This is a genomic window from Halorubrum wangae (assembly GCF_051194135.1).
Classification (GTDB): Archaea; Halobacteriota; Halobacteria; order Halobacteriales; family Haloferacaceae; genus Halorubrum.
Genome location: NZ_JBLZNH010000001.1, coordinates 206,159 through 227,854, shown reverse-complemented (window position 1 = coordinate 227,854; position 21,696 = coordinate 206,159). Strand labels below are relative to the sequence as shown.

General features: G+C 67.0%; 27 protein-coding genes and 1 pseudogene. 16 read left to right on the top strand and 12 right to left on the bottom strand.

Annotated features, from left to right (window positions below):
- The first annotated feature begins 57 nt into the window (after positions 1 to 57).
- Entirely contained in the window at positions 58 to 759 is a 702-nt protein-coding gene (gene queC, locus ACNS84_RS01180; RefSeq protein ID WP_435073025.1) for a 7-cyano-7-deazaguanine synthase QueC, read from the top strand.
- A 120-nt stretch (positions 760 to 879) separates the two neighbouring features.
- A complete protein-coding gene (locus ACNS84_RS01175; RefSeq protein ID WP_435073024.1) occupies positions 880 to 1,062 on the top strand; it encodes a ribbon-helix-helix domain-containing protein in 183 nt (60 codons plus the stop codon).
- Between the two features lie 2 nt (positions 1,063 to 1,064).
- Here the strand turns inward: ACNS84_RS01175 and ACNS84_RS01170 are convergent, their stop codons facing one another.
- Together ACNS84_RS01170 and ACNS84_RS01165 are read right to left on the bottom strand one after the other, a co-directional pair.
- The gene (locus ACNS84_RS01170; protein ID WP_435073023.1) at positions 1,065 to 1,706 is read right to left on the bottom strand and encodes a phosphoribosyltransferase; all 642 of its coding nucleotides are present in this window, start codon (positions 1,704 to 1,706) and stop codon (positions 1,065 to 1,067) included.
- A 63-nt stretch (positions 1,707 to 1,769) separates the two neighbouring features.
- The gene (locus ACNS84_RS01165) at positions 1,770 to 2,222 is read right to left on the bottom strand and encodes an Hsp20/alpha crystallin family protein (RefSeq protein ID WP_435073022.1); all 453 of its coding nucleotides are present in this window, start codon (positions 2,220 to 2,222) and stop codon (positions 1,770 to 1,772) included.
- Between the two features lie 462 nt (positions 2,223 to 2,684).
- Between ACNS84_RS01165 and ACNS84_RS01160 the strand changes: the two genes are divergently transcribed.
- Complete coding sequence (locus ACNS84_RS01160) at positions 2,685 to 3,476, top strand: hypothetical protein (RefSeq protein ID WP_435073021.1); 792 nt, start codon at positions 2,685 to 2,687, stop codon at positions 3,474 to 3,476.
- Positions 3,477 to 3,569: 93 nt separating this feature from the next.
- Positions 3,570 to 3,842 carry a DUF8593 domain-containing protein gene (locus ACNS84_RS01155; protein ID WP_435073020.1) on the top strand — a complete coding sequence of 91 codons (273 nt, stop codon included), beginning with the start codon at positions 3,570 to 3,572 and terminating at the stop codon, positions 3,840 to 3,842.
- Between the two features lie 38 nt (positions 3,843 to 3,880).
- Here ACNS84_RS01155 and ACNS84_RS01150 read toward each other — a convergent pair whose 3' ends face one another.
- Entirely contained in the window at positions 3,881 to 4,117 is a 237-nt protein-coding gene (locus ACNS84_RS01150; protein WP_496923244.1) for a DUF8593 domain-containing protein, read from the bottom strand.
- A gap of 322 nt (positions 4,118 to 4,439) precedes the next feature.
- Here ACNS84_RS01150 and ACNS84_RS01145 point away from each other — a divergent pair, with 322 nt between their 5' ends.
- Positions 4,440 to 5,072, top strand: a complete 633-nt coding sequence (locus ACNS84_RS01145; protein ID WP_435073018.1) for a helix-turn-helix domain-containing protein — start codon at positions 4,440 to 4,442, stop codon at positions 5,070 to 5,072.
- A 48-nt stretch (positions 5,073 to 5,120) separates the two neighbouring features.
- Here the strand turns inward: ACNS84_RS01145 and ACNS84_RS01140 are convergent, their stop codons facing one another.
- The gene (locus ACNS84_RS01140) at positions 5,121 to 6,641 is read right to left on the bottom strand and encodes an SLC13 family permease (RefSeq protein ID WP_435073017.1); all 1,521 of its coding nucleotides are present in this window, start codon (positions 6,639 to 6,641) and stop codon (positions 5,121 to 5,123) included.
- Between the two features lie 158 nt (positions 6,642 to 6,799).
- Between ACNS84_RS01140 and ACNS84_RS01135 the strand changes: the two genes are divergently transcribed.
- From ACNS84_RS01135 to ACNS84_RS01120, 4 genes are all read left to right on the top strand, one after another.
- Positions 6,800 to 8,005 (top strand): inorganic phosphate transporter, encoded by a 1,206-nt coding sequence (locus ACNS84_RS01135; protein ID WP_435073016.1) that lies wholly within the window; start codon positions 6,800 to 6,802, stop codon positions 8,003 to 8,005.
- A 114-nt stretch (positions 8,006 to 8,119) separates the two neighbouring features.
- Positions 8,120 to 8,902 carry a cobalamin-binding protein gene (locus tag ACNS84_RS01130; RefSeq protein ID WP_435073015.1) on the top strand — a complete coding sequence of 261 codons (783 nt, stop codon included), beginning with the start codon at positions 8,120 to 8,122 and terminating at the stop codon, positions 8,900 to 8,902.
- A 52-nt stretch (positions 8,903 to 8,954) separates the two neighbouring features.
- Positions 8,955 to 9,509, top strand: coding sequence for a DUF84 family protein (locus ACNS84_RS01125; RefSeq protein ID WP_435073014.1), 555 nt, complete (start codon positions 8,955 to 8,957; stop codon positions 9,507 to 9,509).
- Positions 9,510 to 9,704: 195 nt separating this feature from the next.
- The gene (locus ACNS84_RS01120; RefSeq protein WP_435073013.1) at positions 9,705 to 9,959 is read left to right on the top strand and encodes a DUF7123 family protein; all 255 of its coding nucleotides are present in this window, start codon (positions 9,705 to 9,707) and stop codon (positions 9,957 to 9,959) included.
- Positions 9,960 to 10,031: 72 nt separating this feature from the next.
- Here ACNS84_RS01120 and ACNS84_RS01115 read toward each other — a convergent pair whose 3' ends face one another.
- The 3 genes and pseudogenes from ACNS84_RS01115 to ACNS84_RS01105 form a co-directional block, all read right to left on the bottom strand.
- Entirely contained in the window at positions 10,032 to 10,640 is a 609-nt protein-coding gene (locus tag ACNS84_RS01115; protein ID WP_435073012.1) for a winged helix-turn-helix transcriptional regulator, read from the bottom strand.
- A 109-nt stretch (positions 10,641 to 10,749) separates the two neighbouring features.
- Complete coding sequence (locus ACNS84_RS01110; protein ID WP_435073011.1) at positions 10,750 to 11,886, bottom strand: SPFH domain-containing protein; 1,137 nt, start codon at positions 11,884 to 11,886, stop codon at positions 10,750 to 10,752.
- 148 nt (positions 11,887 to 12,034) lie between these two features.
- Positions 12,035 to 12,228, bottom strand: a pseudogene (locus ACNS84_RS01105) (SRPBCC family protein); the annotation flags it as partial.
- 178 nt (positions 12,229 to 12,406) lie between these two features.
- Between ACNS84_RS01105 and ACNS84_RS01100 the strand changes: the two are divergent.
- A complete protein-coding gene (locus ACNS84_RS01100) occupies positions 12,407 to 13,159 on the top strand; it encodes a protein sorting system archaetidylserine synthase (RefSeq protein ID WP_435073010.1) in 753 nt (250 codons plus the stop codon).
- A gap of 124 nt (positions 13,160 to 13,283) precedes the next feature.
- Here the strand turns inward: ACNS84_RS01100 and psmB are convergent, their stop codons facing one another.
- Both psmB and ACNS84_RS01090 read right to left on the bottom strand, forming a co-directional pair.
- Positions 13,284 to 14,015, bottom strand: coding sequence for an archaeal proteasome endopeptidase complex subunit beta (gene psmB / locus ACNS84_RS01095; RefSeq protein WP_435073009.1), 732 nt, complete (start codon positions 14,013 to 14,015; stop codon positions 13,284 to 13,286).
- Positions 14,016 to 14,257: 242 nt separating this feature from the next.
- A complete protein-coding gene (locus tag ACNS84_RS01090; RefSeq protein ID WP_435073008.1) occupies positions 14,258 to 14,431 on the bottom strand; it encodes a hypothetical protein in 174 nt (57 codons plus the stop codon).
- A gap of 316 nt (positions 14,432 to 14,747) precedes the next feature.
- Here ACNS84_RS01090 and ACNS84_RS01085 point away from each other — a divergent pair, with 316 nt between their 5' ends.
- Positions 14,748 to 15,479, top strand: a complete 732-nt coding sequence (locus ACNS84_RS01085; protein ID WP_435073007.1) for a uracil-DNA glycosylase family protein — start codon at positions 14,748 to 14,750, stop codon at positions 15,477 to 15,479.
- A gap of 364 nt (positions 15,480 to 15,843) precedes the next feature.
- On the opposite strand, the gene ACNS84_RS01080 is transcribed toward ACNS84_RS01085, so the two are convergent.
- A complete protein-coding gene (locus ACNS84_RS01080; RefSeq protein ID WP_435073771.1) occupies positions 15,844 to 17,013 on the bottom strand; it encodes an asparagine synthase C-terminal domain-containing protein in 1,170 nt (389 codons plus the stop codon).
- A complete protein-coding gene (locus ACNS84_RS01075; protein WP_435073006.1) occupies positions 17,004 to 17,696 on the bottom strand; it encodes a PHP domain-containing protein in 693 nt (230 codons plus the stop codon). Before ACNS84_RS01075 ends, ACNS84_RS01080 begins: the two co-directional genes overlap by 10 nt.
- Positions 17,697 to 18,072: 376 nt before the next feature.
- Here ACNS84_RS01075 and ACNS84_RS01070 point away from each other — a divergent pair, with 376 nt between their 5' ends.
- The 4 genes from ACNS84_RS01070 (at position 18,073) to ACNS84_RS01055 (ending at position 20,782) form a co-directional block, all read left to right on the top strand.
- Positions 18,073 to 18,543, top strand: coding sequence for a 30S ribosomal protein S15 (locus tag ACNS84_RS01070; protein ID WP_435073005.1), 471 nt, complete (start codon positions 18,073 to 18,075; stop codon positions 18,541 to 18,543).
- 87 nt (positions 18,544 to 18,630) lie between these two features.
- Positions 18,631 to 19,827, top strand: a complete 1,197-nt coding sequence (locus tag ACNS84_RS01065) for an exonuclease RecJ (RefSeq protein WP_435073004.1) — start codon at positions 18,631 to 18,633, stop codon at positions 19,825 to 19,827.
- A complete protein-coding gene (locus ACNS84_RS01060; RefSeq protein ID WP_435073003.1) occupies positions 19,824 to 20,138 on the top strand; it encodes a KEOPS complex subunit Pcc1 in 315 nt (104 codons plus the stop codon). The genes ACNS84_RS01065 and ACNS84_RS01060 overlap by 4 nt, the downstream gene beginning before the upstream one ends.
- Entirely contained in the window at positions 20,135 to 20,782 is a 648-nt protein-coding gene (locus ACNS84_RS01055) for a 30S ribosomal protein S3ae (RefSeq protein WP_435073002.1), read from the top strand. Before ACNS84_RS01060 ends, ACNS84_RS01055 begins: the two co-directional genes overlap by 4 nt.
- A gap of 30 nt (positions 20,783 to 20,812) precedes the next feature.
- On the opposite strand, the gene ACNS84_RS01050 is transcribed toward ACNS84_RS01055, so the two are convergent.
- A complete protein-coding gene (locus ACNS84_RS01050) occupies positions 20,813 to 21,100 on the bottom strand; it encodes a hypothetical protein (RefSeq protein WP_435073001.1) in 288 nt (95 codons plus the stop codon).
- Between the two features lie 135 nt (positions 21,101 to 21,235).
- Between ACNS84_RS01050 and ACNS84_RS01045 the strand changes: the two genes are divergently transcribed.
- Positions 21,236 to 21,514 (top strand): DNA-directed RNA polymerase subunit L, encoded by a 279-nt coding sequence (locus tag ACNS84_RS01045; RefSeq protein WP_435073000.1) that lies wholly within the window; start codon positions 21,236 to 21,238, stop codon positions 21,512 to 21,514.
- The last annotated feature ends 182 nt before the right edge of the window (positions 21,515 to 21,696 follow it).

Sequence of the window (21,696 nt, the reverse complement as noted above, 5' to 3'; positions counted from 1 at the left end):
GGCGCCGCGCTCGGCGCAACAGACAGGAGACGACCGATCCGAGGAGAGCGACAACACATGAGTAGTCACAGCGCGGTGGTTCTGGTATCGGGCGGGATGGACAGTGCGACGGCCGTGTACGAGGCGATGGAGCAGGGGTACGAACCGTACTTCCTGCACACGTCGTACGGGCAGCGCACCGAAGACAAGGAGTTCGAGTGCGCGCGGGCCCTCGCCGACGAGGTGGGCGCGGCCGACTTCCTCCACGTCGAAACCGGGCACCTCGCGCAGATCGGCGCGTCGAGCCTGACCGACGAGGGGATGGACGTGGCCGAGGCCGACCTCGAGAGCGACGAAATTCCGACGTCGTACGTCCCGTTCCGGAACGCGAACCTGCTGTCGATGGCGACCTCGTATGCGGAAGCGACCGACTCCGACGCGCTGTTCATCGGCGCGCACTCGGAGGACTTCTCCGGATACCCTGACTGCCGTCCGGCCTTTTTCGACGCGTTTCAGCAGGTGATCGACGTCGGCACGAAGCCGGAGACCGACATCGAACTGAAAGCGCCGTTCGTCGAGTGGTCGAAGACACAGATCGCCGAACGCGGCCTGGAACTGGGCGTGCCGTACGAGAGTACCTGGTCGTGCTACCGAGACGACGAACCGGCGTGCGGGACGTGCGACGCGTGCGCGTTCCGACTCGAGGCGTTTCGGAACGCCGGTTCGCGGGACCCGATCGAGTACGCGGAACGACCCGACTTCTCGCTGAACGGCGGGTGAGATACGGCCTCTGCATCGGGCGCCGCCCCGTGCCGGTCGCCGAATTGACACGCGGGCGTGCCGGGCGAGGTCGGCCCGGTCGGCGGTACGCTGATGAGACGCCGTTGCGAAGATCAGCGTATGCCGAAAGTCAGTGTCGAGATTCCGGGGGAGCTGCTCGCCGATCTCGACGAACACGTCGGTGACGACGGAAAGTTCGTCAACCGAAGCGACGCGATCCGTGCCTCGATCCGGAAGACGCTGGACGTGCTCGACGAGATCGATAAACGGCACGGACGAGTCGACGACGACGAGGGCGACTGAGCTCACTCGCCCCGCACGCCGTCGCGGGACAGGTAGCCTTTCGCCTGCTCGTCCGAGACCTGGTCGAACGACTCGTAGAACTGTCCGACCGCCTGGAAGTGCGGCGGCGTTTCGACGCAGATCACCTCGTCGGCTTCCCCCCGCAGTCGTTCGATCGTGTCGGGCGGGCCGACCGGCACGGCGAGGATAACGCGCTCCGCACCCGCACCTGTGACCTGTTTGAGACAGGCAATCGTGGTCGCACCCGTCGCGACGCCGTCATCGACAACGACGACCGTTTTGCCCTCGTAGTCCGTCGGCGAGCGGTCACCGAGATACCGTTCGACCGTCTCCGCAGCCGTTCGGCGCTCGGCATCGATCCGTTCGGCCAGCCACGCGTCTTCGACCGCGAGTTCGGTGATCAGCCGGTCGTTGAGCCAGACGGTGCCGTCAGACGCGACGGCACCGATGGCCAGCTCCGGGTTTCGTGGCGCTCCGAGCTTTCGAGCAACCACGATACCGAGCGGTACGCCGAGGCTGTCCGCGACGACCCGTCCGACGGGGAGTCCCCCTCTCGGGACTGCGACGACGACGTCCGCGCGGAGGTCGTGATCGTCGATCAGGTCTGCGAGCCGTCGGCCGGCGTCGGTTCTAGTTTTAAACATGGAACTGCGGTCCGTCCGGGCGAGTTCAGTTCGCCTATTCGAGAGACCGGTACACTGGTCCGGCTACTCTCCTTCGATTTCGATCGTGCGGGCTTCTTCGACGTCGAGTTTCGGGAGCGTAACCGTCAGGACGCCGTTGTTCATTTTCGCCGTGACCGCCGTTTTGTCGACGTCTTCCGGGAGCCGTAGTGACCGTTGGGTCGACTCGTGCCGGCGTTCGTGTCGGAGGTATTGCTCCGCTTCTTCGTCGAGGACTTCGTCGTGTTCGGCTTCGATCCGCAGCGTGTGATCCGTAATTCGAATATCGATGTCCTCGCGTTTGAATCCCGGAAGGTCGGCGGTCACGACGAACTCGTCGTCTCGATCGACGAGGTCGAGCGCCATCGACTCGCCGCTCGACGCCCACGGGGCGAACGGCCCCTGCGACTCCCACGTGTGAGACGCGTCGTCGAACTGCCGGCTCATCCGTTCGAAGAACCGTTCTAACTCCGCGAAGACATTCTCTCGGCTCGTCATAGCCGATCACCTTCCCGCTCGCCAGACGTGGAATCAGAACACAGTAGCGTACGAGTGAGTTCACGTGTCATACAGAGGTGTAGTCGCGGTACTGCCTCTTTGTTAGGTGGATAATAGGTCAGCGTCCGTTCGTGGGCGGATTGCGTGAGACGTGCGCCCGCTGATCGACGGACATCGTCTCGATTACGGGGATCGTCTCGATTGCTCCCCGACGAAACACGTGGCGAGACAACGTCGGCGAGACGGTTCGAAGCGCGGTCCGCGGCCACGTCGCCCGACGGCGTCTGAGCGCTCCCAGTACCGAGCGACGAGCGGACGGTGAGGCGCACGTCTCCGAATCGAGGTATCTAATACATAAATATTCAATAATATATTTAAATTGGATATGTTACGATCGTATTACAGCATGCCGACACCGATAGCGTCAATGTTCACCCTATCGAATGGTTGGTAACAGATCTCATGTCTGATTGGTACGATGGCGAGGTTGCGGGTGAGGGCGAAGCGGTGGATCCCCGGCTGGAGAAGTTCATACTGTATCATCCGGGCGAAAACGGCCGCAACGCAGTGTTTCTGGTCGGGGTCGCACATGATCACCCGTCGAGCGTCGCTCGGGTCGCACATCTCCTCGACGCCGTCGCGCCGGACGTTCTCGCGCTTGAGCTGCCCCCGCTTGCGATCCCGCTCTTCCGATTGTACGCCGCCGACGAGTACGTCCCGCCTCGATTGGGCGGCGAAATGAGTACCGCGATACAGAGGGCCGGGGACGCTCGAATTGTCGGTATTGACGGTCCGAACGCGGCGTATATCAAACTTCTCGTGCGACGAGTGATCGCGGACCGAGTCTCGGTGAGCGACGTCTCCGATATCGTCGGCGACTCCCTGAAAGGGGTGGGACACGCGCTCGCGTGCCGTTTCGGTGCCTCGATAGGTCGACTAACGTCGTGCGTTCCGAAGCTGTACACGCACATCGCGTACGACAGCGCGTCGTTCGACACGCCGTCGGCCCAGGCGAGACACGAGCAAAGTCACGTCACAGAGCGACAATCCTTTCTCCGCGTCGTGGAGTTGCCCCGGGCCACGTCCCTGATCGATGCGGTGCGCGAGGAAAGCATGGCGGTGCGGCTGACGGAACTGCGCTCGACGGGCGATGTCGTCGCAGTCGTCGGGATCGAACATCTCGAGGAGCTGTCGGAACAGCTCGGTAATACGGCGCGTTCAACGGGCGGAGCCGACCCGATCGGCAGTCCATAACTATTAATCATGAATACGTAGGGTGATTGAGGAGCGCACCATGAGACCGACCTATCAGCATCCGAACCGATTGCCTACGGTGAGGCGATAGCGATGCCCCGATCCGTCGGAATCGAGGATGAGGGCAAACAGATCATGAGCGCGGACGGCTCGGTCATCGGCTGGATCACAGTCGTCGAGGAGGACGGAACCGCGTACGTGCGACCGAAGCCGGGGCTGATGGAGGGGTGGAGTTCGTGGATTTGCGGCCCAGAGTGCTGTGAGGAGGCGTTTCCGCTCGATCGCGGTACTATCGTCGACGTGGACGACGAAGCCGTCGTCGTGGAGCCGAGACGAGCGCCGCTGTCCGCCGTGAACGAAAAATAATCACCAGGCCGTCGCAGACTCGTTATTCTTTGAACTCGTTATTCTTTGAGTCTGATCCCGTCATCGTCGATATCCTGGACGTTCGACTTCTGGATGGAGAACGTGTCTTGATCTTGTTCTGCCCAGCCGAGCCGTCGTCGGATGCTCTTCGATAGCCCGGAGTTGGGTTCCACGTGAAGCTCCGTCTTTGTCGCTTTCACGACCGTGCCGACGGTCTCACCGTCTTTGGTCATCACGGGCTTTCCTTTGTCTTCGGATGTGAAATTTCGTACCATTTGGGGTCACCGTGGAACTCGTGAGCTTGTCCTCACGACTCCACACTTGGTTTTCGATATCGTAGAGCATAAGCGATCACCGTGGTCACCGAAGTCGTTTATGTGGCTTCCAAATAGTATAAGATAGCAGATACGTACATTTATGTGCTATCTTTTCGATGTATATACTGTGCAAATTGTGCGTCGCGCTGACGCCGATGCCCGCGTGGTCGCACTCGCCAGCAGCGGCGAGCGTTGAGGACGGTGACGATGAGATACCGGTAACACACCGCCGAGTCCGGGTAACGCCCTGTCAAAAGATCAACGAGCGAATTCGCCTGTAATGTCTGTCCACGTGAACATCACGGTGCCGGCCGAACACTTCGCCTTCGAGTCGCTCCCGGAAGAGGTCCGGATCGAACTTGAGCGGTGCGTCCCCTTCGACGCCGAACTGTCCCCGTACCTGTGGCTCTCAGGCGCCGACGACTCGCGGTACGTCGGTGAAGCGACTGAACTGGCAGGCGTCGACCTGGTCGGGGAGGTTGACGGCGAACACCTGGTCCGCGCGCGGTGGCCGCCCGAGCGCCCCGACGTGTTCGGCGCTATCGCCGCGAGCGAGGCGATCTGTCTCGCGGGATTCAGAGACCGAGGGGTGTGGAACCTGACACTTCGGTTCCCGTCCACCGCGAGCGTCTCGGAGTGGTATCGGACGTGTCCGCGGTCCGGAGAGTCCGTCACGATTCGGCAGATCCAGACTGGTCCGGGCTGTCGAACCGACCGCGTGTCGAAGCTCACAGATCGGCAACGCGAAGCGCTTCGAGTCGCCCTGGAGACCGGGTACTTCGCGGTCCCGCGGGAAACCTCGCTCGAGGGAATCTCGACCCGGTTGAACATTTCGGACACGGCCGCCTCACAGCGACTGCGTCGAGGGATCGAGAACCTGATCATCGACCGCTTCGGCGACTTGCGTCCGTGAATCGCTCTCTGTGTGGTTCGATCGCGCCCCCAGAGTTACGCGCGAACACTATGCCCCGAGGGCGATCGGCAGCCACGCGTACGTGAGGACGACGATTGCGACGATTCCAAGCAGATTCAACCAAAGACCGATACGCGACATTTCCGGAATAGTCACGTACCCGCTCCCGAAGACGATGGCGTTCGGCGGTGTGGCGACCGGGAGCATGAATGCCATCGACGCACTCAGCGACACGACTGCCATCAGCGTGAGCGGAGGCGTTCCCGCGGTCAGTCCGAGAGAGACCACGATGGGCATGAACACCGTGGCCGTTGCCGTGTTCGACGTGACCTCCGTCAGAAACACGACGACCACGGCGATTGCAAGGACGAGAACGACTGCCGGAACACCTGCAATCCCGGCGAAACGCTCCGCGACGGCGGCGTCCAGCCCGCTCTCTCGGAAGGCATTCGCCAAGGAAAACCCCGATCCGAGGAGCAGGAGGACGCCCCACGGCACGCGGGTGGCGTCACGCCAGTCGAGGAGGAACTCGCGGTTTTTGTAATCGACGGGAACGACGAACAGGAGTACTCCTCCGACGATGGCGACGGTAGTGTCGGTGATCGCGGGAAATCGCGGCTGGAGGACGAACGGCCGAGAGATCCACCCGATTGCGACGAGAAGAAACACCGCCAACACCCGTCGCTCGCCACGGGACACCGGGCCGAGCGCATCGCGTTGGGCCTGAATCGCGGTCTCGGCACTCCCTTCGAGGGAGATATCCGGTCGGAGAAGCGTCACGAGCAACAGCCACGTGACGATCAGCAGCACGACGGAGAGCGGTCCCGCGAACACGAGCCAGTCGAGAAAGCTGATCTGAACGTTCAGCCGTGACTCTGCAACCCCGGCGAAGACGGCGTTCGGTGGGCTTCCGATCAGGGTCGCCGCACCGCCAATCGATGCGCTGTACGCGATCCCGAGCATCAGCGCGAGGGCAAATCCGTTCGACGGGCGCTCGTCCGATTCCGAGTGAACTCCCGTGACACTGGACGCCGCATCGTCTGCCGACCGATCTCGTTCGTGCTCGGTAGCGGTGCCGACAGAGACGATGATCGCGGTCCCAATCGGAACCATCAGCATCGCGGCCGCCGAGTTCGAGATCCACATCGAAAGGCCGGCAGTCGCAGCCATGAGCCCGAGGAGGAGCCTGTCTCCTCGACTTCCGACGAGGCTCACAACGGTGAGGGCCATTCGCCGGTGGAGGCCCCAGCGTTCGATCCCGACCGCGAGGAGGAAGCCACCCAAGAGGAGGAACACGACGGGATCAGCGTACGGGGCCGTGGCTGACTGGACGTCGACGACGCCCGTGAGAGGGAATAATACGACGGGGAGCAGACTCGTCGCTGGAATCGGAATCGCTTCTGTCACCCACCAGACGGCGATCCAGAGGGTGCCCGCGAGTGCCGCGTTTGCGGACGGGGAAATGTCGAACGGAGGACGGACAAGAACTCCGGCGAACAGCGCGGGCCCCAGAACGAATCCGATCTGCTGTGGAGTGGCGAACTCGTGGAGACGTCTGCGAGCGACCATCGAGGTATACTGAGCCACTGGACGAGCCCATATGAGTAGTCACACGATACACGACGAAACTCGCCGTGTACGGATAGGATAGAATCTCGCTCGCATAGTTCGTGTCGGGCGAGGCTCGGCGGGAACGTTTATCCAGTACCCTCAAGAACGGAGTATCCATGATCGATGCCGTCTTCTGGGTACTCGTCGGCGTGGCGACAGTTACCAGTGTGGGGACGGCCTGGACGCTCGGAGCGAACAGCAACTCTCCTCCCTTTGCTCCGGCCATCGGCGCCAACGCGGTCTCAACGATGCGCGCGGCGTTTCTCATCGGCATCCTCGCTGCGTTCGGCGCGCTCACGCAAGGCGGCAGCATCTCCGAAACGGTCGGCGCGGGACTCATCGACGGCGTCGCCATCACGTCGCTGGCGGCGACGGCGGGGTTGCTGACCGCGACGGGATTCATGGCGTTCGGCATTTACTCCGGCTATCCGGTGCCCGCGGCGTTCGCGACCACCGGCGCCATGATCGGCGTTGGACTCTCGCTCGGCGGGGACCCCGCTATCGACACGTATCGCCGTATCGCGACGTTCTGGGTACTGGTCCCGCCCGCCTCCGGCGGACTGGCGTATCTCACCGCGACGATGCTACGACACGACGATATCCCCGAAACGGTGGGCGTGCCGCTGCTCGCGGCGACCGTCGGTGCCATCGTCGCCAACATCCGGCTCGGCGTCATCCCGTCGCCGCCCGGTGCGAGCCAGAACTCCGTCGCCGGCTTCGCGGCCGGCTTCGTCACGGCTCCCGTCGTCGGAGGAGTCAACGCTGTGGTGGTCGTCGTGACGGCGCTCGCCGCGGCGGCGAGTTTCTGGTTCATCAGGCGTCGGGTCGAGGAGTCAATCGAGACGGGGATCCGGACGTTTCTGGTGATCCTCGGGAGCGTCGTCGCCTTCTCCAGCGGAGGGAGTCAGGTCGGGCTCGCGACCGGCCCGCTGGAGAATCTGTATACCACCGAACTCGGGTTGCCGGGAATCGTGCTGCTTGTGCTCGGGGCGACCGGCATCCTCGCCGGGGCGTGGATGGGCGCGCCGCGACTCCTCCAGGCGACCTCCCGCGAGTACGCACAGCTCGGGGTCAGGCGGTCGATCGCCGCCCTGGTGCCGGGGTTCATCATCGCGCAGTTGGCCATCGGGCTCGGGATCCCAATCTCGTTCAACAACATCATCATCTCGGGGATCATCGGCGGCGGTCTCGCGGGCGGATCCGCCGGGGTCTCCAACCGGAAGATCGGCGTGACGCTGGCGTTCTGGCTGATCACGCTCGTCTCGTCCGTCGCCATCGGGTTCGGCTTGTACCGCGCGCTTGCAGCCGTTCTCGGCGGGTAACGCGGCCATGCTGACGGTGGGGCGACGATCCGATCGACGGGACGGGTCGCCGCACAGCGATGCGATCCGCGCCGATCGAAACGCTTGGGACGCCGGCGCCCCGAGGTGTCGTTCATGACCGTACCCCGCGTCGTCTCGCTGGCTCCGAGCGCGACCGCGAGCGTGAGTGCCCTCGGTGCCGCCGACACCTTCGTCGGCGTCACCAGCCACTGCGATCCGTCTGCCGACGCGGGAGCGTCGCACGGCGAGGAGTTCCCGATCACCGTCGGCGGCTGGCTGACCCCCGATCTGGACCGCGTCGCCGACCTCGAACCCGATGTGGTGCTGACGAGCGACGGCCTCCAGGCAGATCTGGCCGACGAGTGTCGCGAGCGAGGGTTCGACGTCCGCCACCGCGAACCGTCGACGCTCGACGAGGCGGTCGAGACGTTCGCCGCTCGGGGTGCCGACGTCGGAGATCCCGCGGCCGGTCAGTGCCTTGCCGACGAGGCCCGCGAGCGACTCGATCGAGTTGCGGAAGCGGTCGCGGACCGCCCGCGGCCGACCGTCTACTGCGAGGAGTGGTCCGACCCGCCGATGGCCGCCGGGAACTGGGTGCCCGACGCGGTGCGCGCTGCCGGCGGGCACTACCCATTCGTCGAACCCGGCGAGCGCTCCCGCGAGGTTGAACTCTCGACCGTCGAGGCGGCCGGCCCCGACCACCTCGTCGTCCACGTCTGCGGTCACGGCGACCGGGTCGACCCCGCGACCGTCGCCGAGCGCGACTGGCGCGTCGACGCCCCCGTTCACGTGATCGACGACTCCCTGTTGAATCAACCGAGTCCCGCGCTCGTCGACGGTGTCGAGCGGCTGGCGGCGCTGTTTCACCCTGAGGCGTTCTCGACGCCGACTCAGTAACCGTGCGGGAGCGACCCGACGCCTATTCGTGCCCCGTCGTCTAACCGCCGGTATGCGAGTCGGGGTCGGCAGCGGCAATCCGGTGAAGCGGCGCGCGGTCGAACTGGCGTTCGAGTCGTCTCGGGGGGACGCCCTCGTCGACGGGCTTCCGGGCGATCCGACGACCGTCAGCATCGAATCGGTTCCCGTCCGGTCGGGAGTGAGCGAGCAGCCGACCGGCCACGCCGAGACGGTCGCCGGCGCGGAGAATCGATCCGAAGCGGTCCTCGGGACTGACGAGTACGACATCGGCGTCGGAATCGAAGGCGGCGTCGCCCGGTTCGACGGCACCGAGGGGCTCTTCCTCATCATGTGGGCGGCGGTCTCCGACGGGTCACGCACGGGTCGTGGGGCGGGTCCGAGCCTCGAGCTTCCGGCCGACATCGCCGCGCGAATCGACGCCGGAGAGGAACTCGGTCCGGTGATGGACGACGTCCTCGACACGACGGGGATCGCGAAGCGCGGCGGCGCCGCTGGGGCGCTCACGGGCGGACGCGTCGATCGCGCAGACGCGCTGGCCTCGGCGGTCGCGGGCGCGCTCGGCCCGTTCGTCTCCGAGCTATACTGATCCGAACCCACGAGATCGCGCCGACCGGCCGGCGATGGACTGACAATCGAGGCGAAACGCGGCGGTTCAGTGATCGTACCGCAATCGGGGTGCTGCCCGGTGTCCGGCGGGCGGTTCGTCCGTAAAATCGCCAGACTGCGGGGTGTTAACCGGACCTACCAACCCGTTTATGCACGGAGAAGACCTTTCGGTGGTATGAGCACAGTACAGCCGGAGGCGGTCGCCGCAGAGCCCGCCGCGCTCTCCGCGAAACAGGAGCGGATCCTCCGCTACCTGCGCGAGAATGCCGGCGAGCGGACGTATTTTAAGTCGCGACTGATCGCCGACGACCTCGACCTCTCCGCGAAGGAGGTCGGCGCGAACATGACCGCCGTCGCCGACGCGGCGGTCGACATCGACGTCGAGAAGTGGGGGTACTCCTCCGGCACGACGTGGATGGTCACGGCGTAGTCGCCGGAAAAAGGGGCCCCAACGTCGACGCTGACACGTGAGAGTACAGAGAGCGATCGCAGCCGTCTTCGACTACGGGTCGTACGCGACGAACGCGGCCGCGTCGTCGGCGAACGCGACGGCGTCGGCGTCGAACGAGTCGGCGTATCGAACTACGAGCGTGAGCAGCCGCTCCGGCTCGGTCAGCGCGTAGCCGTCGGTCCGGTCGAGCAGTCCGGCGTCGTCGAGCGCGGCGGCCGCGGCGCTGATCGTCGGTCGCGAGACGTCCAACGCGGCCGCAAGTTCCGCACCGGTCGCGTCCGGGTCACGAAGCAGCGCGAGCACCATTCCGCGAGGGGTGTCGCGCCGGAGGTAGCCCAGGGCGCGCTTGTCGAGGTCGTCGAACCGGCCCGCCGGGAAGTAGCGGCGGTAGTCGGCGTCCTTCGTCGATTCGATCTCCCCCATCGCTTCCAGCTTCCGGAGGTGGTACTGCGCCTCGCCCGTCCCGAGGCGGAGGTCGTCGCGGAGCTTCGAGAAGTGGGCGCCGGGGGTCGTCGGCACGTACCCGCGGATCGCCTCGCGGGTCTCGTTGGCGTCCTCCCCGTCGTTCGCGCTCGCGGTTCCGACGAACGGCGCGGCGGCTCCGATCGCGGCGAACCGTCGTAGCGTCTCGCGCTTCCGTCCGTCGAACCCCTCAGTCACGCGAGGTGATAGTCGACGGCGAGACAAAAGCACTTCGTTCGGGACAGAAACGGCACATTTGGCCGTCTCACGGGAGAGACGACCGGTTCGTTCCGTCGAGGACAGCCGATCAGGTTTCGCGCTCTACTTCGCCGTCGGTGGGTTCGTCGTCCATCTCTTCGATGACCTCGTCCGCGGACCTGATATCCGCGCCAGCGCTGCCGGCCTTGACGGCCTCTGCCTCTTTTTCGAGCTCCTCGACGTCCATCTCGGCCGCCTTGTCGATCTGGCCGAGGATCTCGTCGATGTTGTCGAGACCGAGCATCTTGCGGGTGTCGGCGTCGAACTCCTTGCCATCCAACCCTTCCATCTCTTGAACGTCGGAGCCGGAGAGGGCCTTGCCGTACCGGCCGACGAGGCTGGTCAGCTCCTGCGGCAGCACGAAGGTGGTGGACTCGCCCTGGCCGATCGCTTCGAGGGTCTCCATGCCGCGCTCGATGATGGCGCGCTCGCCCATCGATTCGGCCGAGCGCGCGCGGAGAACGGTCGAGATGGCGTCCCCCTGCGCTTCGAGGATCTGACTCTGTTTTTCACCCTGTGCGCGGATGATGTTCGACTGTTTGGCACCCTCCGCCTGTTCGACCGCGGAGCGGCGTTCCCCCTGCGCTTCGAGGATCATCGCGCGGCGACGACGCTCGGCGGAGGTCTGCTGCTCCATCGCCTGCTGGACGTCCTTCGAGGGATTGACCTCGCGGACCTCGACGCTCTCGACGCGGATCCCCCACTCGTCCGTCGGCTCGTCTAAATCCCTGCGGATCTTCGCGTTGATCTCTTGGCGCTTGTTCAGCGTGTCGTCGAGTTCCATGTCGCCGATGACGGCGCGGAGTGTGGTCTGGGCGAGATTCGAGACGGCGTTCTTGTAGTCGTCGACCTCCAGAAACGCCTTCTTCGCGTCCATCACCTTGATGTAGACGACCGCGTCGGCCGTCACCGGCGAGTTGTCACGCGTGATCGCCTCCTGTCGGGGGACGTCGAGCGTCTGCGTCCGCATGTCGAACGGGTACGTCCGAGAGACGAACGGCGGGATGATGTTGATACCCGGCTGCAACAGCTTTCGGTACTCGCCGAACACCGTGAGCGCCTCCTTCTCGTAGGCGTCGACGATGGCGAACGACTGCCAGAGGGTGACGACCACGAGCAAGAGGAAGAGCAGACCGACGCTCACCAAGCCGAAGCCGAAACCGAGCTGGAGGGAAATCGGATCCATACTCTGAGGTAGGGCCAAGTCGTTGTTAATACTTCGCCCGGAAAACCGCGAAACCCGCCGGTTTGCGGCGTCGTTGCCTCCTGAACCGATGTTGCCGGCCACCTCACTCCGAGGGGGTAGATCGCTCCTGTCCGCTCTCGAACCGTTCCGCCGCGTCCGTCAGCCTGGTCCCGCCGTCCGGAGGCTCGAAGGCCTGGTCGATGGTCCCAGTCAACCGGCAGTGGTGCTCGAACGTCATCCGCTCGTTTGGCTCGTGACCGTCTGGACGATGTCGCCGTCGACCCCCGCCATCCGGTCGGTGTACCCCAGGCGCTTCCCGCCGTTCGGGAGTCGCTCGACGACGCCGTACTCCGCGAGCCGAGTCAGCGGCGGTGATTCGGTGGCCGTCACGGCGACGGTGACGTCGCCGTTCGTCTCCGAGACGAGCCGGACCGACTCGCATCTTCCCTCACTCGTCGTCCGCGGCCCGACCGCTCGGCAGATAACAAACCCTAAAACCCGGCTCGTCGACCGATCCGGTATGCGTTTCCGGTTCGTCGGGCGACTCGGGCTCGCGGACGCCGTGACGGTGGCGAACGCCGCCGTCGGCTTTCTCGCCGCCATCGCGGCCACCGTCGACCTCGAGCTCGCGGCCCGACTGGTTCTGCTCGCCGCCGTCGCTGACGGTCTCGACGGCGTGGTCGCCCGGCACCGCGGCTCGACTGCGGCCGGACCGTTCCTCGACTCGCTGGCCGACGTGGCCTCCTTCGGCGTCGCGCCCGCGGCCATCGTCGCGTTCGTCGTCCTCGACGCGGTGTCGTTCGCGAGCGAGCCCGTCTTCGCCGGCGTCGGCGTGGGCGTCGCCGCGCTGTTCGTGTCGACGGCGGTCGCTCGCCTCGGACTGTACACGGCGTACGACAGCGACGCCCGCGAGACCGTCGGCGTGCCGACCACGCTGGCGGCGACGATCCTCGCGGCCGCGGTGATCGCCGGCTACACCGATCCCGCGCTGCTGGTCGCGGTGACCGGGGTGTTCGCGGTGCTCATGGGGACGACGATCACGTATCCGGACCTCCACGCGCAGGACGCGCTCGTGATGGGCGTCGTGCAGGCGGCCGTCATCCTCACGCCGGTCGGTCACATGGCCACCGGGGCACTCCCGTCGTGGATCGGCGAGGGGTTCGCGTTCGCGCTGCTGTTCCTCTCGTGCGGCTACCTCCTCCTCGGCCCGTGGTTCTACTGGGGCGACGGGATTCAGTCGGCCCCCGCCAACGTGGACGAGCGACGGGCCTGACGCCTCACGGTGACGCGAGCGAACGGCGCACAATTGCGTGACGACGTGAACAGGTAGCAGACGGGCTACGGGACGGAGACGGTCGAGACGAAAAACGGCGGTCGCGGAAGGTAGCGACGCCGGACTACAGCAGCTCGTCGAACTCTTTGTAGCGCGTGATGTCGACGCCGTCCTCGGTGACGACGGCGACGTTGATCCCGTTACCGGAGGCGAGGTCGCGCTCGACGGCGGACTGGATTGCCTTCGCGACGACGGTCTTCGCCTCGTCGAGGGTGAGTTCGTCGTGGTACTCCTGTTCGAGGACACCGAGCGCGTACTGGGAGCCGGATCCGGTGACGGTGTACTCTTCCTCGGTCGTGCCGCCGAGGGCGTCGATGGAGTAGATGTGGGCGCCCTCGTCGTCGACGCCGCCGAGAATCGGCTGGACGATGAAGAACGCGCCCGTCCGGAGCAGGTTCCCGGTGAGCGTCGACAGCGCCTCCATCGACATGTCCTTGCCGCGGCGAGTCTCGTAGAGGCTCGTCTCGGCCTTGAGCGTGGAGATGAGGTTCTGGGCGGCGGAGACGGAGCCGGCGATGGTCAGCGCGCCGCGGGGGTGGATCTCCTCAACCTTCTGGACGTCCTTCGAGGAGACCATGCCGCCGAGCGAGGCGCGCATGTCCGTCGCCATCACCACGCCGTCGGGGGTGCGGATGCCGACGGTCGTCGTCCCGGTCTTCATCTCGCCCTCGCCGTCGGCCTGCGCCGCGCGACGCTCGCTGTGTTCGAACTCGCCGAGTTCGGGTCCGAAGACGGGCTGGTCGCGGCCCAGGTCTTCAGCCGGCCCCTCGGAGAGGTTGCCAGTCGGTGTTCGCATTACGCCTTCGTTAGCCCGGCGCGCTGATAAAGGCAACCCTTCGAGGACCGACCGCCGGTTCCGACGGGCCTATTGGTCGCGGGCCGTCGGAGATCGGACGTCGCCGTCGCGTCGGGGGGTTCTCACGGGCGCGCTGCCAGTCCGAGCGACGCGTTGAAGCCGCGACTGGGCGCGGCTCCGGACGGACGCGACAGTTCGCGAATGAGCAGAATGAGCGGAATGAGAGTCTACTACGGGGGCGTCTACTCGTTCGTGTGCTCGTACACCTCAGCGGTGGTCTCGACGAGGCGGCCGATAGGGACGGTGACACCGAGGCGCTTGCGGGCGAAGATGGCCACCGGGAACAGCGAGATACCGATCGCGACGGTCGCTTGGTGAATCCCGAAGAGGGCAGCCGAGCGGATGCGGTCGAACATGGGTCTTCTGAGCGACCGGAGCCGTGGGGTATATAAATATCTTCTGGAGGCCGCGCTGGATTCACACCGGCGCAGTCATGCGTTTTTGAGTTATAAATTAACAATTATGAAATATAATCGGTATGCCGTCACGAACGGCATATCCACGGCTGTCTGAACCCGGCTCGTTTCCATAAGTTATGCGTATCCACCGCGCCTCGTGCGCCTCGCATCGAAGGCGTCGACGCCGCGTCCGGCCGCCTCGGAGACGGCGGTCCGGAGCCGTCACCGACGGAGACCGAACGGGATATATTCCGAGTGGTACGTACGGTGTGACGTGCAGAACGTTACGGACCGGACCCGCAATCCCTTCGGAATGCAGCCGGACTGTCAGTCGTTCGTTCCCGGCTATGGCGACGCCAACGCGGCCTTCCACGTCATCGGCGATCACCCCGGCGTCCACGGCGGCGTCGAGACCGGGGTCCCGTTCACCGGCGAGCCCTGGTCGGCGGCGTTCCTCTCGGCGCTGACCGACGCGGGCCTGCTCGCGGGGGTCGCCGAGGGCACAGCGCCGGATGGAACGAACGCGGCGGTGGCCGACGAGGCCGCGACGGCGACCGGCGAGGCCGCGGCAAACGGCGGGCGGCCTTCGGGGGAGTCAGAGCCGATCCTCACCGAGAACACGTACTTCTCGTACCTTCACATGTGCGTGCCCGACGACGAGCCGACCGCGGCGTCGTACGACGACATGGAGCGGTTCTTCGACGCGGAGCTCCGAGCGATCGCCGCACACGTCCTGCTCCCGGTTGGCGCCCGAGCGACCAAACATGTCCTCGAACAGTACACCGCGCGGGCGTGGAAGACCGAAATCGACATGGACGCGCTGCACGCCGAGGAACTCCTCGGCTCCGGGTGGCTCGTCCTCCCGATCAAGGACCCCGCCGAGTGGGAGGCGGGCGATGCCGACCGACTCGTCGACGCGCTCAAGGAACTGCAGTCGACCGACTTCCGCCGCGAGAGCGACCTCGGCCGCTTCATCGCGGGCAGCGACCCCTACCTCGTCCGGTGAGGATCCGAGGTGGCGCGTGCCGTCGGCCCCACCGACCGATCTACCGACTGGTCCAATGACGGCACGTCGACCGCTGGTCGGATGCTCGTGAGGTTTCGTCTCTCCTCGACGGCGTGAATCGGGACATCGGAATCGAATTTCAGGCGTCGGTACCAGATCGTCAGCAATAGCCGAGGCGAGCCAGTCATATTTGTCACTACTCCCCGTATTTTATACCGTTCCCCATCATTCTACACCAGACGCCCGACCGATCGGGCGTCGGCCGTAGGACTGGTACTCCATACGGCGGCTTGGTCAGCAGCGGCCCTCACGGGCCGTTTTCACGAACGTACGTCGACTCCGGAGCGACGGCACCGGAGTCGGGTCATTCGTCCGCCAGCAGATCGTCGAGATACTGGCCGACGTGGTCAGTCATCCGCCGCTTGAAGCCGGCCTGACGCGCGAGGCGGTCGAGTTCGCGCGAGACGTAGGTCCCGTACTGGACCGCCTTTTTGTCGGCCGTTCGGACCGGCTCGGGCACTCGCCCGGCCGCCGCGCGACGAAGCGCAATCTTCCGCTCTCCGTCGCTCGCGAGCAGTCCGCCCGGCAGCGCGAGCGCGCTCGCGACGATCCGGTCGTCGAGCAGCGGCGCGACCGGCTCCACCCCGGCCGCGCGGAGCGCCAGCACGTCACGTTCGAGTTGATCGGGGAGGGTCCGAACGGTCTCGGTCCGGGCGCCTCGGACCGTGTCGGCGTCGACACGGTCGTCGGTCGCCGGGTCGACGACCTTGCTGTACCCGCCGAACAATTCGTCGGCGCCTTGTCCGACCGCGAGCCGATCGTACCCGTCGATCGCGGCCGCCTCGGCCGCGAGGTACAGCGGCACCGCGATGGCGAGATCCATGGGGTTGCGACGCCCCGTCGCGGCGGCGACTGCACGGACCGCACGCAGGAGTTCCTCGTGAGTGATCTCGACGACGCGAAGCTCGCGATCCATCGCCGCAGCCGCCTCGCGGGCGGCCGCGACGTCGTGGCACCCGTCGAAGCCGGCGACGTAGCAGGGCGCGTCGGGAGCGCCGGCCGCGACGACCCCGGAGTCAACGCCGCCGGAGAAGGCGACCGCGAGTCCGTCGATAGCGCGTGCGAGTTCGTTGAGGGTCCCGTCCAGCGCGTCATCGACAGCCGCCTGGGCAGGCCCCGGGTCGGCCGGCGCTCCGTCGGGGAGCGTCCAGACTCGTTCGACCCCGGTTGCGGACGCGACGCTGCCGGCCGGAAGCGACGTCGGGTCGAAGAGAGCGGCGCGGTCGAACGCCCACGCGCCCGGGTCTGTCGGGGCACGGTCGGTCGTCGGGTCGGCGGCCGCGCGCTCGACGAACAGCGGCTGTCGGCCGAGGACGTCCCGAACGAGGACCGGTCCGTCTCGGGCGGGCGGGTCCGAGAGGCGCCCGGCGAAGCCGCGTCCCCCGGGGAGCGGGTCGCCGTCGCGGAGGGCATCGCGGACGCGGGCGGGAGCGGCTCCGCGAAGGTCCGTGTCCGGAGTCCCCGTCACGGTGATCGGCGCAGCGCGTCGAGCGCGCGGAGCGCGCGGCGTTTGGCGCCGCCACCGAACTGGCGGAGCGAGACGCGCCACGGGGTTCGTTTTCCGACGACGCTGGTTCGACCGTCGCGGATCGCGGAGAGGATGGCGTCCGCCGAGTGCTCGTCGGCGCCGACCTCGGTCACCGCCTGCCCGACCATCTCCGAGATGTGCGCGTCGCTGCCGGCGGTCATCGGCAGCCCGTGCTGGATCGCGAACTTCTCCGCCTGTCGGTTCGAGCGGCCGGTGAACAGCCGGGAGTTGTACACTTCGAGGGCGTCGGCGCTCGCCAGTTGCTCCTCGGTGATGTGAGCGGCGACGCCGTGCCGAGACTTCTGGAAGGGGTGGGGAACGACCGCGATCCCGCCCTGGTCGCGGATTCGGTCGAGCGTCTCGTCGAAGGGGAGGCCGCTCTCGACGCGCTCGTCGATACCGAACGCGAGCACGTGGCCGGCCGCGCAGGTCACCTCCATGCCGACGATACCGACGAGGCCGTAGTCGGGGGCCTTTCGGGCCGCTTCGACGCTGGCGTCGATTTCGTCGTGGTCGGTGACCGCGAGCGCGTCCAATCCGACCGCCGCCGCCTGCTCCAAGAGGAGGTCGATCGGGTCGCGCCCGTCGTAGGACAACGCGGAGTGCGCGTGGAGCTCGACCGATAACACGTGCGGTGATTCGATGCTCGTCTAAAAAAGCGCCCCGGTCCGGCGCGCGGCCGATCCACCACCCCCGTCTTCCTCGGCGCCGGTACGAGAGAAGTCGATCGCGCCCGGCCAAGCCGCGAGCCACAAGAACACGCTTAAGAACCCCGACGGCGACTTCTCGGACGGGAACAGCACAGCTGCAGATCCGACGCGCCGGGGCCTCTTCGCCCGCGGCTTGGGAATGTAGCAGTGCACCGACGCCTCCGGCGTCGTGGCTCCGTGACGGTCCGCTCGCGCGAACCGTCCACTCGGATCCGCTCGCTCGACGCGAGCCTCCGGGAGCCGCGCCGCGCGGAGTCGCGGTCACGTTGTGGTTGTGCCGTTCCAATTTCAGACAATGGCACGAATGCACACGCGCCGTCGCGGTTCGTCCGGTTCGGACAAACCGGCGACGGACGAGAACCCGGAGTGGAGTGACGTCGACGCAGAGGACATCGAGTCCCGCGTCGTCGAACTGGCGGAGCAGGGCCACGACCCCAGCGTCATCGGCCTCAAGCTGCGTGACGAGGGCGTCAAGGGCGTTCCGGTGCCCGACGTCAAGCTGGCGACCGGCAAGAAGCTCACCGAGATCCTCGAGGAGCACGACGCCGCAGCGGAGTACCCCGAGGATCTCCGCAAGCTGATGGAACGCGCCGTCCGCCTCCGCGAGCACATGGCGGAGAACGGTCAGGACTACCAGAACAAGCGCGCGCTCCAGAACACCGAGTCGAAGATCCGCCGCCTCGCGAACTACTACCGCGGCGACGAGATCGACGAGGAGTTCACGTACACGCACGAGCTCGCCGCCGAACTGATCGGCGACGAGTGACGCCGCCGGGACGAACAGACGCGTAACCGAAGACGACGCGACACGCAGACCACGCGACGAACCGCACCCGACCACACCACCCAACCCATGACCGAAGCGACGTCAACCACGCCCGCCCCCGACGCCCTCGCCGACGTCCTCGCCGACGCGCCGTTCGCCCGGCTCGTGGCGACCGACGACGGCGACGCGCTGGCAGCCGCGGGGCTGCTCGCTCGGGCGCTTCGAGCCGTCGGCACGCCGTTCCAGGTCCGGGTCTCGGCCGACCCGGTTCCCGACGACGACGGCGACGGCGTCGCGGTGACCGTCGGCGCTGCGCGCGGTCCGCACTCGATTTCCGGCACCGGACGCCCGGCGAGCGCGGACGCGTTCGCCGTGTCGCGCGCACTCGGCGTTGATCCGGATCCCGTCGTCGCCCTCGCGGGCGTCGTCGCGGCCGGCTCCGTTCCCGGAACGGACGGGTCGGGCGACGCGCTCGACGCCGCCGAGGCGTCGGACCGTGTTCGGCGACGGCCCGGCGTCGCGATTCCGACCGCGGACCTCGCGGACGGCCTCGCGGCCTCGACGCTCGTTCGGACGCCGTACTCCGGAGCGCCGGAGGCCGCGACCGCGGCGCTCGCGGAACTCGGGCTCCCGGCCGACCTCGACGACGACGCCCACCGACGCCTCGCGTCGCTGGTCGCCGTCGACGTCGCGGACGCGGACGGAGCGAGCACGCGGGCGGCCTCGGCGGTCGAGCGCGCGCTCCGCCCCTACGCGACGAACGGCCCGTTCGAGACGATCGGCGGCTACGCCGACGTCCTGGACGCGCTCGCACGCGAGGCCCCCGGAACGGGGGTCGCGCTGGCGCTCGACGCCGCCCCGAGCGACGACCTCAGGAGCGCCGCGCTCGACGCGTGGCGGCCGCACGGACTGGCGGCGCACCGCGCGCTCGACGACGCGACGACCGGCCGATACGACGGCTGTGTCGTCACCCGCGTCGACCTCGCGAGCGACGACGAGGACGGGACGGCCGCGCGCGACGCGGCCGCCCTCCTCCCGACCGTCGCCCGGCTCGTCCGCGACTTCCGGTCGCCCGAGCCGGTCGCTATCGCGGTCGACGAGTCGACCGGACGGCTCGCCGCCGCGGCGACGGAGCCCCTCGGGCTCGGCGACGCCTGCCGGTCGGTCGCGACCGAGTTCGGCGCTGACGGCTGGGGGGCCGCCGACCGCGGCGGACTGTCGGTCGGCACGGGTGACGACGGCGACATCACGAGCGCGCTCGCCGCGCTCAGGGAGGCACTATGAGCCGGGACGAGGGTCGCGGCGACGGGGCGACACGGACGGCGACCGTCCGGACGACCCACGCCGACGCGACCCTCGTCGCCGCCGCCCTCGCGCCGGACGAGACCGACTCGATGACCACCCGCGTCGACGGCGACACGATCGAGTGCGCCGTCGAGCGCCCGACCACCGGCGGGCTGCGGTCGACCGTGGACGACCACGTCGTGAACCTGCACGTCGCGGACAGAATCGTCGAGCGCGCGAGGACGCACCTCGCGGCCGACGACGGAGCGCGCCGCTCCGACACCAACGGCGACACAGACACCAACACATGAGCGAACGATCCGTATCCAAGAGCAGAGAACAGAAGCGCTGGTACACCGTGCTGGCGCCCGAACAGTTCGACCGGCAGGAGCTCGGCGAGACCCTCGCCGAGGAGCCCAGCCAAGTCGTCGGCCGCACGATCACGACGACGCTCGGCGAGCTCACCGGCGACTCCGGCGCGAACAACACGAAGCTGACGTTCAAGATCACCGACGTCGGCAGCGACACGGCGTACACCGAGTTCATCAAGTACGAGCTCACGCGGGACTACCTGCGCTCGCTCGTCCGCCGCGGCGCCTCGAAGGTCGAGGCGTCGATCACGGTGCTGACGACGGACGACTACCGCATCCGCGTCCAGCCCGTCGCGCTGACGACGAAGAAGGCCGACCGCTCGCAGGAGAAGGCGATCCGCCGCGTCATGATCGACAAGGTCCACGCGGCCGCCGAGGAACGCACCTTCGAGGCGTTCGTCGACGCCATCGTCGAGGGGAACCTCTCCTCGGCCATCTACGGCGAGGCGAAGCTGATCTACCCGCTCCGCCGCGTCGAGATCCAGAAGCTGACGCTGGAGGCGCGCCCGTCCGAGGTCGCCGCCGAGGAAGAGGTCTCCGTCGACGTCGACGCCGACGAAGTGGCAGTCGACGCCGACGAGTAACGCCTCGCCGCGCAGACGCGACTTCTCCGTTTATAAGCGAGGTAGCGGCGGCGCTGGCGCGCCCGACGCCGGGGGCGCGTGTGTCTCGATCAGTTCACGGGACGTGTCAGCTGCTCGCGGGCGTCGAGCGTCGCGCGCTCCATCAGTTGGTCGGTCGAGGCGGAAGGCGGTCTCCTCGGCGATCAGCTCCCCCTTGGGCCGATCGGCGAGGACGTGTCCGTCGACGCGCTCGGCGAGGTCGCGGTGATACGGAAGCCACAGCTCACCGGCGTACCGCGCCGCGGCGGCCCGGGTGGCCGGCAGTCGTCGGAGGCGCATACGCCGTCGATCGACGCCGTCGACATACGTGTTCGGGTCCCTCGTGGGTCGCGTGCGGGTCGCGTGCGGGTCGTCCGCATCCACCGATATCCGGGAGACGAAAGCTTGAAACGCCGCTCGCCCGACCTCACGAGTATGGAACTGCGGGTCATCGAGAAGACCGACACGGAACTCCGCATCGAGATCGCCGGCGAGGACCACACGTTCATGAACGTGCTAAAGGGCGTCCTCCTGGAGACGGACGGCGTCGCGGCCGCGACCTACGACATGAACCCCGAGCAGTCCGGCGGTCAGACGGAGCCGGTGTTGACGGTGAAGTCCGAGTCCGAAGACCCGCTCGACCTGCTCGCGGACGCCGCCGAGGCGATCACCCAGCGCACCGGCGCGCTGCGCGACGCGGTGCAGGCGGCCTGAATCGAGGCCGACGCCGACTACCGATCGTTCTTCCGTTTCCGTCGACTCTCCGAGCCGCGCGACCGTTCTGCCGGCTTGCGGGCCCGCCAGCCGCTCAGCTCTCTTGTCTCGTTTCGAACCTTCGAGCCGCTCGTCCGGGCGAACGAGGGGCATACCTAAGTGGCAACTCCAGAAACGGGAGA

Excerpts from the sequence above, each read along its gene's own strand:
- queC (WP_435073025.1), top strand. The coding sequence starts at position 58 with ATGAGTAGTCACAGCGCGGTGGTTCTGGTATCGGGCGGGATGGACAGT.
- ACNS84_RS01175 (WP_435073024.1), top strand. The coding sequence starts at position 880 with ATGCCGAAAGTCAGTGTCGAGATTCCGGGGGAGCTGCTCGCCGATCTC.
- ACNS84_RS01170 (WP_435073023.1), bottom strand. The coding sequence starts at position 1,706 with ATGTTTAAAACTAGAACCGACGCCGGCCGACGGCTCGCAGACCTGATC.
- ACNS84_RS01165 (WP_435073022.1), bottom strand. The coding sequence starts at position 2,222 with ATGACGAGCCGAGAGAATGTCTTCGCGGAGTTAGAACGGTTCTTCGAA.
- ACNS84_RS01160 (WP_435073021.1), top strand. The coding sequence starts at position 2,685 with ATGTCTGATTGGTACGATGGCGAGGTTGCGGGTGAGGGCGAAGCGGTG.
- ACNS84_RS01155 (WP_435073020.1), top strand. The coding sequence starts at position 3,570 with ATGCCCCGATCCGTCGGAATCGAGGATGAGGGCAAACAGATCATGAGC.
- ACNS84_RS01150 (WP_496923244.1), bottom strand. The coding sequence starts at position 4,117 with ATGGTACGAAATTTCACATCCGAAGACAAAGGAAAGCCCGTGATGACC.
- ACNS84_RS01145 (WP_435073018.1), top strand. The coding sequence starts at position 4,440 with ATGTCTGTCCACGTGAACATCACGGTGCCGGCCGAACACTTCGCCTTC.
- ACNS84_RS01140 (WP_435073017.1), bottom strand. The coding sequence starts at position 6,641 with ATGGTCGCTCGCAGACGTCTCCACGAGTTCGCCACTCCACAGCAGATC.
- ACNS84_RS01135 (WP_435073016.1), top strand. The coding sequence starts at position 6,800 with ATGATCGATGCCGTCTTCTGGGTACTCGTCGGCGTGGCGACAGTTACC.
- ACNS84_RS01130 (WP_435073015.1), top strand. The coding sequence starts at position 8,120 with ATGACCGTACCCCGCGTCGTCTCGCTGGCTCCGAGCGCGACCGCGAGC.
- ACNS84_RS01125 (WP_435073014.1), top strand. The coding sequence starts at position 8,955 with ATGCGAGTCGGGGTCGGCAGCGGCAATCCGGTGAAGCGGCGCGCGGTC.
- ACNS84_RS01120 (WP_435073013.1), top strand. The coding sequence starts at position 9,705 with ATGAGCACAGTACAGCCGGAGGCGGTCGCCGCAGAGCCCGCCGCGCTC.
- ACNS84_RS01110 (WP_435073011.1), bottom strand. The coding sequence starts at position 11,886 with ATGGATCCGATTTCCCTCCAGCTCGGTTTCGGCTTCGGCTTGGTGAGC.
- ACNS84_RS01100 (WP_435073010.1), top strand. The coding sequence starts at position 12,407 with ATGCGTTTCCGGTTCGTCGGGCGACTCGGGCTCGCGGACGCCGTGACG.
- psmB (WP_435073009.1), bottom strand. The coding sequence starts at position 14,015 with ATGCGAACACCGACTGGCAACCTCTCCGAGGGGCCGGCTGAAGACCTG.
- ACNS84_RS01090 (WP_435073008.1), bottom strand. The coding sequence starts at position 14,431 with ATGTTCGACCGCATCCGCTCGGCTGCCCTCTTCGGGATTCACCAAGCG.
- ACNS84_RS01070 (WP_435073005.1), top strand. The coding sequence starts at position 18,073 with ATGGCACGAATGCACACGCGCCGTCGCGGTTCGTCCGGTTCGGACAAA.
- ACNS84_RS01065 (WP_435073004.1), top strand. The coding sequence starts at position 18,631 with ATGACCGAAGCGACGTCAACCACGCCCGCCCCCGACGCCCTCGCCGAC.
- ACNS84_RS01060 (WP_435073003.1), top strand. The coding sequence starts at position 19,824 with ATGAGCCGGGACGAGGGTCGCGGCGACGGGGCGACACGGACGGCGACC.
- ACNS84_RS01055 (WP_435073002.1), top strand. The coding sequence starts at position 20,135 with ATGAGCGAACGATCCGTATCCAAGAGCAGAGAACAGAAGCGCTGGTAC.
- ACNS84_RS01050 (WP_435073001.1), bottom strand. The coding sequence starts at position 21,100 with ATGCGCCTCCGACGACTGCCGGCCACCCGGGCCGCCGCGGCGCGGTAC.
- ACNS84_RS01045 (WP_435073000.1), top strand. The coding sequence starts at position 21,236 with ATGGAACTGCGGGTCATCGAGAAGACCGACACGGAACTCCGCATCGAG.